The organism is Psychroserpens luteolus (assembly GCF_021032705.1).
Taxonomy (GTDB): domain Bacteria; phylum Bacteroidota; class Bacteroidia; order Flavobacteriales; family Flavobacteriaceae; genus Psychroserpens; species Psychroserpens luteolus.
This window is the reverse complement of record NZ_JAHVXI010000001.1, coordinates 595,739-609,257: the sequence shown is the minus strand read 5'-3', so window position 1 is coordinate 609,257 and position 13,519 is coordinate 595,739. Positions and strand designations below refer to the sequence as shown.

Below are 13,519 nucleotides of genomic sequence, written 5' to 3'. Positions count from 1 at the left end.
GATTAGTATATTATTAACGACAAATTACTTATGAATACCATTTTGCAGAACATATTAGTCTTTACTTCAGTAGCTTTGGCGATATGGTTTTTATTGCGCAAGTTTGGGGTTCTTCCAAAGAAAAAAGTAACGGCCAATAAAGCTTGTGGTGATGATGGTTGTGGTTGTCACTAAAGTCGTTTAGGTTGAAATACAACTTCTAAAATATAATCCTGTTCTGGAATACTGTTTGTTCCTTTAGGATAAGGTTTCAAGGTCATACCATAGATTTTAAAGTCAGTGCCATTAAAGGCTAGATTGTTTTCTTCCATGACATAACCACTTGCATGAATTGTAATTTCTTTATCCTGAAGAAAGTCTCCTTTTTTATATATAGACACTAATACTTTTGCTTCACCAGCTCTAATGCACATCACGTCCTTTGGACACCTAGAATCTGATACTAGCTTTTTGAACTTCACTTCATAGTCTTCAAAATCTACTTTCTGATGAAATCCAACAGAAGCACTTATGCTTAGAGAATCTTTAACGACAGGTGTTTGAGCATTCATCGCTATAAATGCAAAGCTTAATAATAGGGTAGAGCTTAAGGTTTTCATGCTTCAATTTAATTAAATCATAACTTTTATGTGACCAAAATTAATAAAATATTGAAATTTTAGTTACATTTGTAAAATATTTAAGCTTACTTAAAAATAAATTAAAGTAATTTAAAAATGTCTGTAGCTATAGAGAACTTTGTAAAAGCAATTTACAATAATGATCAACACGATATTAAGGATACTAAACCTGGAAATATCGCTAAAAAGTTAGGTATTTCTAATGCAGCAGCAACAGACATGGCTAAAAAATTAGCAGCAAAGAATTTACTTAATTATGAAAAATATCAAGCGTTACAACTCACAGAACAGGGTACAAAAATGGCCCTTAATGTGATTAGAAAACATCGCTTATGGGAAGCTTTTTTATTTAAAATGTTTGACATGACCTTACATGATATTCATCGTGAAGCAGAATTACTAGAACACCAAACCTCAGATTTGTTGGCTGAAAAAATTAGCGAATATTTAGGCCACCCAAAGTTTGATCCACATGGTGACCCCATTCCAAATGCTAATGGTGAAATCACCACCGAAGACACGTCAATCTCTTTGGCTGAAGCCGTTGAAGGCAAAACATACACTATTGCTAGGTTAATGAGTGATGATAAAGAATTTTTTGAATTTTGTGCTCAAAACCAAATTAGATATAGAAATACACTAACCGTTTCAAAACAATTTATCGGTAATAAAATGACTCAAATTTCCATTGGGTCCAATACCATTGTTTTGAATGAAGATTTTACTAAAATTATTTATGTTGATGAAAACTAAAAACACCTACTTACTTATTGTATTGATGCTATTTTCAATAGTTATTAATGCACAAGATGAAAACCAAAATAATATAACGTCTGAACCATTAGTTACAGATCGACCTGATGCAACAGAAGCCTCATCAACAGTTGGAAAAGGCATTCTTCAAATAGAAACTGGAGGTTTATATGAATCTTTTGAAGAAAACGCTGTGACATCTCAAAGCTACACCTTCAATACAACTCTTGTACGTTACGGTATCCTTGATAATATAGAATTACGTTTAGGTTGGGATTTTGTAGAAGGTGTGACAAAAGTTAATGGTAATAAACTAAATAATGTTACCAGCGGATTATCTCCATTGCTACTTGGTGTAAAAATTGATATCGCTGAAGAGAAAAATGGTATGCCAGAAATTGCATTCATCGGACACGTATTTCCGCTATTTAGCGCATCTAAGGATTATCGTCCTGAGACAACTGGAGTCGATTTTAGATTTTCTTTATCTCATACGCTAAGTGATAACTCAAGCTTAGGCTATAATATTGGGGCTCAATGGGGAGATGATTCTTCAGAGGCTGCAGCAATTTATACATTAGCTTACGGCTATAGTTTTACAGATAAGTTTGGTATGTATGCCGAACTCTATGGTGATTTACCAGAAGATAGTTCAGCTAATCATTATTGGGATGCAGGACTTACTTATTTACTTTCAAACGACCTACAATTAGATGCATATGTTGGTACAAGTATCACTGAAGGTCAAGATATCCTAATTGGTTTAGGTGCAAGTTTTAGAATACCTACTAAATAAAAAACAACAATGAATACATTAAAAAAATTATCAATACTAGTATTAATTACAGCCTTTTTGGGGTGTAAAAATGACACACCATCTAATGGAAAACTAAATGTAGTTACCACGACTACAATGATTACCGATTTAGTTGAAAATATAGGTGGAGATCATGTGAATGTTAAAGGCTTGATGGGAAGTGGCGTCGACCCACACCTCTATAAGGCGAGTGAAGGTGATGTTACAAAATTGGTAGACGCTACTATTATTTTTTATAACGGATTACACCTCGAAGGTAAACTTGTTGAGGTGTTCGAAAAAATGGGAAGCAGTACTAAAACACCAATAGCATTAGGTGAAGCGTTAGATAAAAATACCTTAATTGGATCAGATTATTTTGCATCTAATTATGATCCGCATGTTTGGTTTGATATCGATTATTTTAAACAATTTGCGTCTAAAGTAACTCAAGTGCTTTCAGAAAAAGATCCAAAGAATGCCGAGAATTATAAAACGAACGAAGCTGCTTATGGTGCAAAATTAGAAGCGCTTCAAGCTAAAGTAAAAGGGATCATTGAGACGCTTCCAAAAGAAAAACGAATTTTAGTTACTGCCCATGATGCCTTTAATTACTTCGGAAAAGCATTTGACTTTGAAGTTGTTGGCTTACAGGGATTATCTACTGCAACTGAAGCAGGAGTTCAGGATGTTCAAAACTTATCAGCATTTATTATTGAAAAAGAGATTAAGGCAATTTTTGTCGAAAGTTCAGTTCCAAAACGAACTATTGAAGCGTTGCAAGCAGCAGTAAAATCTAAAGGTCATGAAGTGACCATTGGTGGCACCTTATACTCTGATGCATTAGGAGATGCTGGAACCGTAGAAGGAACCTATATTGGTATGTTTGAATATAATGTCAATACGATTGTAAATGCCTTAAAATAATGAGTGATAAGATAGCAGTACAAGTTGATGATTTAACTGTAGCGTATAACTACAAGCCTGTGCTTTGGGATATTGATCTCGAAATACCTGAAGGGGTTTTAATGGCTATTGTTGGACCTAATGGAGCGGGAAAATCTACACTTATCAAGTCTATTTTAGGAATTTTGAAACCTATAGCTGGTAGTGTTTCGATCTACGGAAAATCATACGATAAGCAACGCTCTTTAGTCGCTTATGTACCTCAAAAAGGAAGTGTGGATTGGGATTTCCCAACAACAGCACTCGATGTTGTAATGATGGGAACTTATGGAAGTTTAGGCTGGATCAAACGTCCTAGACAAAAACAAAAGAAAGCGGCATTGGAAGCTCTCGAAAAAGTAGGGATGCTACCGTTTAAAAACCGACAAATAAGTCAGCTTTCTGGTGGACAACAACAGCGTATATTTTTAGCGCGCGCATTAGTGCAAGATGCGTCTATCTATTTTATGGATGAGCCTTTTCAAGGCGTAGATGCTACAACAGAAATTGCCATCATCAATATTTTAAAAGAACTACGAAAAGCAGGAAAAACTGTAATTGTTGTTCATCATGATCTACAAACGGTTCCAGAGTATTTTGATTGGGTAACCTTTTTAAACGTAAAAAAAATTGCGACTGGACCAGTTAAGGATATTTTCAATGATGATAATTTGACAAAGACCTATGGTATTAATTACAAAGTAAGTATACAAGAGTAATGGATATTCAAGAGTATTTTTCTTTAGTATTTTCAGATTATACGTTGCGTACAATCACACTCGGAACAGCAATTTTAGGTGCTGTAACAGGGATGTTAGGCAGTTTTGCTGTATTGCGAAAACAAAGCCTCTTAGGTGATGCTATTTCTCATGCTGCTTTACCAGGAATTGCTATTTCTTTTTTAATTACTGGAGCAAAAGATAGTAACACACTATTATTAGGTGCTCTAGTAAGTGGGTTGATTGGAACATTTTGGATACGCGGCATTATTACCAAAACTCATCTCAAATCTGATACTGCCTTAGGCCTAATACTTTCCTTATTTTTTGGCTTCGGAATGCTTTTGCTAACGTTCATTCAAAAGCAGCCTAATGCCAATCAAGCTGGGTTAGATAAGTACTTATTTGGTCAGGCTGCAACTTTAGTAGAAAGTGATGTATGGATGATGGCTATCGTTACTGGGATTTGCCTTTTTGTGTTGTTACTCTTCTGGAAAGAATTTAAGATTTTACTCTTTGATAAAGATTATGCTAAGACACTTGGGTTTAACACGAAAACCATCGATATCCTTATTACTAGCTTTATTGTATTAGCCATTGTTTTAGGACTTCAAACCGTAGGTGTTGTATTAATGAGTGCGATGCTTTTAGCTCCAGCTGCTGCCGCTAGGCAATGGACAAACAGTTTAGCAACTATGGTGTTTCTAGCAGCTCTTTTTGGTGCATTCTCGGGTGTTTTCGGAACAGCAATAAGTGCCAGTCAGAATAATTTGTCTACTGGACCAGTCATTGTTCTTGTAGCTGCTGTTTTTGTATTTATTTCATTTATATTTTCACCTAGTCGAGGCTTGTTGTTTAAACAAATACGGTTTATCAAGAATCGTCGTGATTTGCAGTTACATAAAACCTTAGCCTTTATGTATAATATTGCCGAGACCCATGATGATATCTCTCATCCTCATGAGATTAAGATCTTAAATAATTTTCAAGGATTTACGAAAGGAACACTTAAAAAATTAGTTGAAAAAAACTACGTGACACTACAAGGATCGACCTGGAGTTTAACTAACGAAGGCTTTAAATCGGCATCTAATCTATATAACCAATTAACCAAAAACGATGAGTAATGCGCAAATAGAAATACAGCTCATTGCAAGTTTAGTAGCTATTGCTTGTGCTATTCCTGGAACATTTTTAGTGCTCCGGAAAATGGCCATGATTAGTGATGCCATTAGTCACTCGATACTACCAGGAATCGTAGTTGGATTTTTTATAACACATGATTTAGGATCGCCAATTTTAATTTTACTAGCCACTTTAGCAGGTGTGGTTACCGTTGTACTTGTAGAGTATATTCAAAAGACAGGTTTAGTAAAGGAAGACACAGCCATTGGTCTTGTATTTCCTGCACTGTTTAGTATTGGTGTTATTCTAATTAAAAAGAATGCAGATGATATTCATTTGGATGTCGATGCCGTTTTATTAGGCGAATTAGCTTATGCACCTTTTGATCGATTATTAGTTTCTGGTGTAGATCTAGGGCCAAAGTCATTATGGATTGTGGGAGCAATTCTAATGATTACTATAATATTATTATTCGCATTTTTTAAAGAATTAAAGTTGAGCACATTTGACAAGGGCTTGGCGGCATCATTAGGATTTTCTCCTGTTATTATTCACTATGGATTAATGACAGTATCATCCATAACAACCGTAGGTGCTTTTGACGCGGTTGGCGCGATTTTGGTCGTCGCTCTTATGATCGCTCCTGCAGCAACGGCTTATTTATTGACAACAGATTTAAAGAAAATGCTCTTTCTGTCTATTGTATTTGGCGTATTTAGTGCCATTTCAGGTTATTGGTTTGCACATTGGCTAGACGCTTCTATTGCAGGATCTATCACCACTATGTTAGGTGTGTTATTTTTATTGGTGTATTTATTTGCTCCAAATAAAGGTGTGATTGCTGTACTTTATCGAGAAAAACAACAACGTACAGAAGTGTCGCTGTTAACTTTTTTACTGCATTTAAAAAATCATGATGAAGAACGTGAACGTCATGTCAATCATTTAAACGAGCATATCAATTGGCAAAAAGTGAGATCTAAAACTGTTTTGGAACTGGCCTTAAAAAATAACATGATAATTATCGATAATAATATTGTGTCATTAACGTCTAAAGGTGATGAGTTTACAACTCAAGCGATAGATTATATTATCACCAATGAAGACGCTCAGATCGAAGATATGAAAGATGATTTCTTCCTATTTAGAGGCTAGTTCCTTTAAAATACAAGACTAAATACAGACCCTTCTCCTTCTAAACTCTTTACAAGTATTTTGCCTTTATGAAGTAGCATGATTTGCTTGCAAAGACTTAAACCAATTCCGCTTCCTGTGGCTTTACTTGTGAAGAATGGAACAAAGATGTTTTCTAAAATGTCTTGAGGAATACCCGTTCCGTTATCATATACTTTTAGAACAATATTTCTATTCGTATTTTGAGATGCTGATACTTTAATTTGAGCATCTTCTTTGTGTTTGCAGGCATCGACAGCATTTAGTATTAGATTGATCAAAACTTGCTCGATGAGGTGAGTATCAATATCTAATTCTAATTTAGGTCCAGAAATCTTAAACGTTATATCTATGTTCTTAGCTTCAATTGAAGGCGCCATTAACAATTGAATATTACTAAACAGTTCAGACACTTTAACTCTTTGTAAATTCAGGTTGGTGACCTTACTTAAACTACGATAAGTTTTAGCAAATTTCAGTAAGCCGTCACTACGATTTTTGATTGTTTTTATACCAGAGTTTAAATCGTCTAATTCTAGGTTACTGTCTTTAGGTTGCTTGATGGCTATCTGTAAATTAGATTGAAGTGTATCTGCCAACGATGAAATGGGCGCAATAGAATTCATGATTTCATGAGTCATAACACTTAATAATTTCTTCCAAGATTCAGACTCATTTTTGTTTAAAGTATTATCAATATCCTGAATAACAATGAGTTTAAAAGCATCATCATCAACCTGAAAAACCGTATCAGAAATTAATATTTTAATACGTTCATTTTGCAAGGCTATAGAAATTGAGTTTGGCTCCCTATGATAGGTTTCAAAAATAGTATTGAATAGTTCAGGCTTTCTGTTTTCAATAAATCGTATATTTTTAAAGGAAGGCATATCTAATATGTCACCAAAAGAGTCATTAACCCACAAAACATCACCTGTTTCTAAGTTATAAGCTATGATGCCTATATCAACCATTTCTAAGATCTTTTGGAGGTAAACATATTGCGCTTGATTCTGAGAGTTGATTTCTTTTATAGTTCTATTAATTTCATTAAAACCCGTATACAAAAACCGTATATCTTTTGGACCTCTGTCTTCTGGAAACCACCTTGAGAAATCACGATATTTTACCGCTTCAAAAAAATCGTCCATAGCGACAAATCGACGCTTAACAAAAGTGTATGTATTAATAAGAAGATAAAGTAACCCAATACCTATAATAACCGAATACACCGTTTGATCTTTATAAATAGTATACACTAAAGCCAGTATGGCACTAACTAATAGTAGAATTCTAAAAAAAAGTCTAAAGATGTAAGCTCTATAGTTCATACTTATCTAGTCGTCTATATAAAGCAGCTCTTGTAATTCCTAACTCTTTGGCAGATTTAGATACATTGCCTTTATTCTTTTCTAATACAGTAAGAATGGCATTTTTTTCTATGTCGTGCAAATTTAGGCTGGCGATGGTAGTATTGGTAGTTACCGAAGAATGCTCGATGGAAGAAAACACCAAATCATCAGGTTTTAAAACAGTTCCATCTGCCATTATTACAGCACGTTCAAGTACATATTGAAGCTCTCTTACATTCCCAGGAAAATCATGCTTTTTCAATTTTGAAATAAAACCAGAGTCAAACGAAAATGTATTCTTATTATATTTTTCGGCATAAAGTGATACAAAGTGATGAGACAACTCGGTAATATCTTTACCACGATCCCTAAGTGGAGGCATAGTAATATCGACAGTGTTGATTCTATAGATCAAATCCTTTCGAAACTTCTTTTCATCTGCCAAAACTATTGGGTCAACATTTGTAGCACATATCAACCTAATATCGATAGGAATAGAATCATTAGATCCTAGAGGAGTAACTTGCCTATTTTGTAGCACTGTTAATAACCTTACTTGTTGTCCTAAGGTAATATTTCCAATTTCATCCAAAAATAAGGTTCCGCCATTAGCAGCTTCAAAGCGGCCTTTTCGGTCTTCTCTGGCGTCTGTAAAAGCTCCTTTCTTGTAGCCAAATAATTCGCTTTCAAAAAGAGAAGATGTTAACGCACCTACATCAACTTTTACAAAGGGTTTGTTTTTTCTGTTAGAATTATCATGAAGAGCTCTTGCAATTAGATCTTTACCAGTACCATTTTCGCCTAGTATAAGTACATTAGCATCGGTTGGTGCTACCTTTTTAAGTTTTACAAAAACATCAGTCATTACATCACTATCACCAATAATTTCAACACTATTAGAACTAAAACTTTCTTTATGAGCAGACTTTGATTTCTTCTGACTTAGAATTGTTGTTATGGTCTCAATAACTTTTTTATTATTCCATGGTTTCATTAAGAAATCTGAAGCACCTTCTTTAAGTCCTTTTATAGCTAGGTCAATGTCTGCATAAGCCGTCATAAGAATAACTGATATTTCAGGATTTTGTTTTTGAATTTTATTCAACCAAAAAATACCTTCGTTACCAGTATTGACTAAACCACTAAAGTTCATGTCTAAAATAACAATGTCGAATGAAGCGCCTTCAATTTGAGATAATATATTATTCGGATTTTTTTCGGTGACAACGTCTCTTACCAAAGGTTTTAGGAGTAGTCGCAATGCTGTTAAGACATCTACATCGTCATCTATTACTAATATGGAAGCGTTTTTTAAAACCATTACTACAATATTACGATTTTATATTCAGCTTCTAAAGGCTCTAAAACCAAAAATATTTATGTGATATAAAGTGTACACTATCGAACACAAAGTGTATCAAAATCGAACACTTTTAATTTTTAATTTTTATATAAACAACTGATTGTTAGTAAAATACGACTTTGGCATCATCTTGACTATATATGTAGTGTCATAAAAAAAATAAAGATGGACCTACCAATTAAAAAGAAAAAATTTTCAAAGCAAAAACTAGGACTTATTACTGGTGTTTTAATTATTGTTGCCTTAATAGTTTATGTCATTGTTCAAACTTCTGGTGGTTCTAAATTGAACGTTGAAAAGGAACGAATTTCTATTCATACTGTTAGTAAAGATGTATTTCAAGAGAATATTCCAGTGAATGGTATTGTATTACCAATAACGACAATTTATCTAGATGCTTTAGAAGGTGGTCGTGTTGAAGAAAAATTTGTAGAAGATGGTGCGATGATGAAGAAAGGGGAGCCAATTCTTCGTTTATCAAATACAGATTTAGAATTAAGTCTGGTCAATCAAGAAACCTCAGTTTATAATCTACTGACACAGATGCAGATCTCTCAAAATGCAGCACGTCAGAATACTATTAATAGACAAAATCAATTTACAGATGTTGAGAATAGCCTTATTGAAGCAGAACGTGTATATACGCTAAACAAAAGATTATACGATAAAGGTGCTATTGGAAGAATGGATTTCGAATCGTCTAAAAATAATTTCGATTACCAGAAAGAACGTATGAAATTGGCTAAACAAGTGTTATCTGAAGATTCTATCTCTTCAAAACTTGAAATAAATCAAGCTAAAAGTTCTTATGCCAGAACGCAAAGTGCTTTAGAGTTAATGCGAAAAAAAGTAGGAGACTTAGTAGTACGCGCACCAATTGATGGTCAATTAACATCTTTAGATGCCGAGATAGGACAATCTATAAATAAAGGAACGCGATTAGGTCAAGTAGATGTTACTAGTGGATATAAAGTAAGAGTCGATATCGATGAACACTATATCTCTAGAATTTACAATGGACAAACAGGAACATTTACACTTAATAATAAAACCTACACTTTAGTGATAAAGAAAGTATTTACTCAAGTAACTAATGGTCGTTTTCAAGTTGATATGAAGTTTGAAGGTGAAGTGCCTGAAGGTATTAGAAGAGGACAAAATCTTCAGATACGTGTTGCACTTAGTGCCGAGAAAGAAGCTTTATTAGTTACCAAAGGCGGTTTCTTTCAAAAAACTGGAGGTAACTGGATGTTTAAAGTAACTGAAGATGGGTCTACAGCCTATAAAATAGCTGTAAGATTAGGCAGTCAAAATACAGAATATTATGAAGTTCTTGAAGGATTAAATCCAGGAGATAAGGTTATAACGTCTAGTTATGACTCTTTTGGAGACGTTGAAGAACTTATTTTAAAATAGAATAGAAGACAATCAATTAAAAAATGAATACAATGATACAGATTACGGATTTAGAGAAATTTTACAGAACAGAGGAAGTTCAGACTATTGCTTTAAATAAATTATCCTTTGGTGTTAAAGAAGGCGAGTTTGTTGCGATAATGGGACCTTCAGGTTGTGGGAAATCTACATTATTAAACATCTTGGGCTTATTGGATGATCCAGATGGAGGCAGTTTTATGTTTAATGGTCAAGAAGTCGCTGGTTATAATGAACGAAAACGTTCAGAGTTGCGTAAACATAATATAGGTTTCGTATTCCAAAGCTTTAATCTTATTGACGAGCTTACTGTTTTTGAAAATGTAGAATTACCATTAATCTATACAGGTGTTAAGCCTTCAGAACGAAAGAAAAAAGTTGAAGAGGTTTTAGAAAAAATGCAAATTATGCATCGTAGAAATCACTTTCCTCAGCAACTGTCTGGTGGTCAACAACAGCGTGTAGCAGTTGCCCGAGCAGTAGTTAATAATCCAAAATTAATCTTGGCAGATGAGCCAACAGGAAACTTAGATAGTACCAATGGTAATGAAGTTATGGACTTGCTTATAGACTTAAATGAAGCAGGTACAACTATTATAATGGTAACACATAGTGAGCACGATGCAAAATATAGTCATCGTATTATTAGAATGTTAGACGGTCAAAAAGTAACAGAGAATATTCTGGCTTAAACAATAGTATCAATCAAAATCAATCAACCAGGTGAACACACTTCAGTATAAACACTAACCAATCAAATCAACTATACTGAAGTGTTGAAACCAAATCAATCAAAAACGAATAGTAATCTTTAGAAATCATGCTTAAAAATTATTTCAAAATAGCCTTTAGAAACCTTCTTAAAAACAAGGTGTATTCATTTATAAATATTTCGGGTTTAGCGATTGGAATGGCGGCTACTATGCTTATTGGACTTTGGATTTTTGATGAGCTTAGTTATAACGATTACTTTGATGATAAAGTGACTATCGCACAAGTTTTTCAGCATGAAACCAATAACAATGAAACCGATACTGGTCCTGCAATTCCTAGACCACTTGAATTTGCATTACGCCAAGATCATGCCGACAATTTTAAGCATATTATCATGTCGTCTTGGGAGCAACCAAGATATCTGAAATATGGTGAAACTAATATTAATCGTTTAGGAAATGCTATGCAAGAAGGCGCAACAGACATGTTGAATCTTGATATTGTTGAAGGCATAAAAGATGGTTTAAAAGAGAAGAATTCGATTATGCTTTCTCAATCTACAGCAACGTCTTTATTTGGAGACGATGTTGCCATAGGAAAAATAGTCAAAGTTAATAACCAAGATGATCTCATTGTAACTGGTGTTTATAAAGATATTCCAGAGAACAATTCGTTTAGCGATATGGATTATTTAATGCCATGGAAACATTATGTAAGCACTCAACCATGGCTGGAAAGAGCGAAAACGTCTTGGGGAAATAATTCATTTCAAATGTTTGTTCAGATTAATGACAATACAACCATGGAAGCGGTTTCTACTAAAATTAGAGATGTTAAGAAAATTGGCGATCCTGATGAGGCTGAGTTCAATCCAGAAATGTTCTTATTTCCAATGGAAGATTGGTATTTAAGAAGTGATTTTGAAAATGGAGTACAAACAGGAGGAAGAATAGAAAACGTATGGTTATTTGGAATTATAGGTTTATTTGTACTATTATTAGCATGTATCAATTTTGTAAATCTTAGCACAGCACGTTCTGAGAAACGAGCTACAGAAGTTGGAATTAGAAAATCTATTGGATCTCAACGAGGTCAGCTCATATTTCAATTCTTGAGTGAATCGTTTTTAATTGTCATCTTATCATTTGTTTTGGCGCTTGGTATTGTGCTATTGTTTTTAAATGGCTTTAATAATTTGGCGAGTAAAGCCATTGTCTTTCCGTGGGAAAACCCAATATTCTGGGTAATCTCATTAGTGTTTGTCATTATTACTGCATTCTTAGCAGGTAGTTATCCAGCATTGTATTTATCGTCATTCAATCCTGTAGCAGTTTTAAAAGGAACGTTTAGAGCAGGTCGTTATTCTTCATTACCAAGAAAAGTATTAGTTGTAGCTCAGTTTACAGTGTCTATTGCTTTAATCATTGGAACTTTAGTCGTAATGAATCAAATTCAATTTAGTAAAGATAGGCCAGTTGGATACGATAGAGAAGGTCTTATCCAAGTTCCTGTGATGAGTTCAGAATTTGTGGGTAAGCATGAAACCATGCGAACTCAATTTGTAGCTTCTGGTGGAGCCATGAGTATGACAACTATGAGCAGCCCTACAACAAATGTATGGTCTAACCGTAGTGGTTATACTTGGGAAGGTAAACCAGTAGGGTTTCAAGAAGATTTAGCACATACGTCGGTAAATTATGATTTTGTAGAAACTTTAGGCTTAAAACTTATTGAAGGGAGAGGGTTCTCTCGTGAATTTGCGACAGATTCGAATGCCGTTATTCTTAATGCAACTGCCGTTAAGTACATGGGATTAACTAATCCTATCGGCAAGTTTATACGTGACTCCGATGTTGACGATCCCGATCCAGAGCCTCCTTTAAAAATTGTAGGTGTTGTTGAAGATATGGTTATACAATCGCCATATAGTCCTGTAAAACAAGCCATGTATGTTTTTGAAAAATACGGAAATATTGCGTTTTATAACCTTAGACTAAACCCTGAAAAGAGCACAAGTGAAAATTTAGCACTTATAGAAAGTGTTTTTAAAAAGAACTTCCCAAATACACCATTTGATTATCAATTTGTAGATGAAGAATATGGTAAAAAATTTAGAGCAGAAGAGCGTATAGCAAGTCTAGCAAAAGTGTTTACGGCTTTAGCCATTTTTATTAGCTGTCTAGGCTTATTTGGATTAGCATCTTTTGTGGCAGAACAGCGCACTAAAGAAATTGGAGTTAGGAAAGTATTAGGCGCTTCTATCAGTCAATTATGGTTATTGCTTTCAAAAGACTTTATAACACTTGTAATCATTTCACTTATTGTGGCTTCTCCTTTAGCATATTATGTTATGGGGCAATGGTTACAAAAGTTTAGTTACCGTACATCTGTTGGTTGGGACGTGTTTGCAATAGCATGTTTTGGAGCATTAATAATCACACTAATCACAGTAAGTTTTCAGGCGATTAAAGCCGCAACTGCAAATCCTGTAAAATCATTACGTACAGAGTAAATCAATCAAAAAA

General features: G+C 34.2%; 13 protein-coding genes. 10 read left to right on the top strand and 3 right to left on the bottom strand.

Annotated elements, in window-relative coordinates:
- Window positions 1–30: 30 nt before the first annotated feature.
- Window positions 31–174 carry a FeoB-associated Cys-rich membrane protein gene (locus KWG70_RS02700; protein WP_230934456.1) on the top strand — a complete coding sequence of 48 codons (144 nt, stop codon included), beginning with the start codon at window positions 31–33 and terminating at the stop codon, window positions 172–174.
- On the opposite strand, the gene KWG70_RS02695 is transcribed toward KWG70_RS02700, so the two are convergent.
- Window positions 171–599 (bottom strand): hypothetical protein, encoded by a 429-nt coding sequence (locus KWG70_RS02695; RefSeq protein ID WP_230934455.1) that lies wholly within the window; start codon window positions 597–599, stop codon window positions 171–173. The two genes, KWG70_RS02700 and KWG70_RS02695, sit on opposite strands and share 4 nt — an antisense overlap.
- Before the next feature lie 117 nt (window positions 600–716).
- Between KWG70_RS02695 and KWG70_RS02690 the strand changes: the two genes are divergently transcribed.
- Genes KWG70_RS02690 through KWG70_RS02665 form a run of 6 tightly spaced genes read left to right on the top strand, consistent with a single transcriptional unit; the run spans window position 717 to window position 6,113 of the window.
- Window positions 717–1,373, top strand: a complete 657-nt coding sequence (locus KWG70_RS02690) for a metal-dependent transcriptional regulator (protein WP_230934454.1) — start codon at window positions 717–719, stop codon at window positions 1,371–1,373.
- Window positions 1,363–2,169: a transporter gene (locus KWG70_RS02685; RefSeq protein ID WP_230934453.1), complete on the top strand. Its 807-nt coding sequence runs from the start codon at window positions 1,363–1,365 to the stop codon at window positions 2,167–2,169. The genes KWG70_RS02690 and KWG70_RS02685 overlap by 11 nt, the downstream gene beginning before the upstream one ends.
- Before the next feature lie 9 nt (window positions 2,170–2,178).
- The gene (locus KWG70_RS02680) at window positions 2,179–3,096 is read left to right on the top strand and encodes a metal ABC transporter solute-binding protein, Zn/Mn family (protein WP_230934452.1); all 918 of its coding nucleotides are present in this window, start codon (window positions 2,179–2,181) and stop codon (window positions 3,094–3,096) included.
- The gene (locus KWG70_RS02675; protein ID WP_230934451.1) at window positions 3,096–3,833 is read left to right on the top strand and encodes a metal ABC transporter ATP-binding protein; all 738 of its coding nucleotides are present in this window, start codon (window positions 3,096–3,098) and stop codon (window positions 3,831–3,833) included. The genes KWG70_RS02680 and KWG70_RS02675 overlap by 1 nt, the downstream gene beginning before the upstream one ends.
- Window positions 3,833–4,960: a metal ABC transporter permease gene (locus KWG70_RS02670; RefSeq protein ID WP_230934450.1), complete on the top strand. Its 1,128-nt coding sequence runs from the start codon at window positions 3,833–3,835 to the stop codon at window positions 4,958–4,960. The genes KWG70_RS02675 and KWG70_RS02670 overlap by 1 nt, the downstream gene beginning before the upstream one ends.
- Window positions 4,953–6,113: a metal ABC transporter permease gene (locus tag KWG70_RS02665; RefSeq protein WP_230934449.1), complete on the top strand. Its 1,161-nt coding sequence runs from the start codon at window positions 4,953–4,955 to the stop codon at window positions 6,111–6,113. Before KWG70_RS02670 ends, KWG70_RS02665 begins: the two co-directional genes overlap by 8 nt.
- 5 nt (window positions 6,114–6,118) lie before the next feature.
- On the opposite strand, the gene KWG70_RS02660 is transcribed toward KWG70_RS02665, so the two are convergent.
- Entirely contained in the window at window positions 6,119–7,462 is a 1,344-nt protein-coding gene (locus KWG70_RS02660; protein ID WP_230934448.1) for a sensor histidine kinase, read from the bottom strand.
- The gene (locus KWG70_RS02655; RefSeq protein WP_230934447.1) at window positions 7,452–8,804 is read right to left on the bottom strand and encodes a sigma-54-dependent transcriptional regulator; all 1,353 of its coding nucleotides are present in this window, start codon (window positions 8,802–8,804) and stop codon (window positions 7,452–7,454) included. The genes KWG70_RS02660 and KWG70_RS02655 overlap by 11 nt, the downstream gene beginning before the upstream one ends.
- A gap of 207 nt (window positions 8,805–9,011) precedes the next feature.
- Here KWG70_RS02655 and KWG70_RS02650 point away from each other — a divergent pair, with 207 nt between their 5' ends.
- From KWG70_RS02650 to KWG70_RS02640, 3 genes are all read left to right on the top strand, one after another.
- A complete protein-coding gene (locus KWG70_RS02650; protein WP_230934446.1) occupies window positions 9,012–10,262 on the top strand; it encodes an efflux RND transporter periplasmic adaptor subunit in 1,251 nt (416 codons plus the stop codon).
- Between the two features lie 32 nt (window positions 10,263–10,294).
- A complete protein-coding gene (locus KWG70_RS02645; RefSeq protein ID WP_230934445.1) occupies window positions 10,295–10,972 on the top strand; it encodes an ABC transporter ATP-binding protein in 678 nt (225 codons plus the stop codon).
- 128 nt (window positions 10,973–11,100) lie between these two features.
- Complete coding sequence (locus tag KWG70_RS02640; protein ID WP_230934444.1) at window positions 11,101–13,506, top strand: ABC transporter permease; 2,406 nt, start codon at window positions 11,101–11,103, stop codon at window positions 13,504–13,506.
- Window positions 13,507–13,519 lie beyond the last annotated feature (13 nt).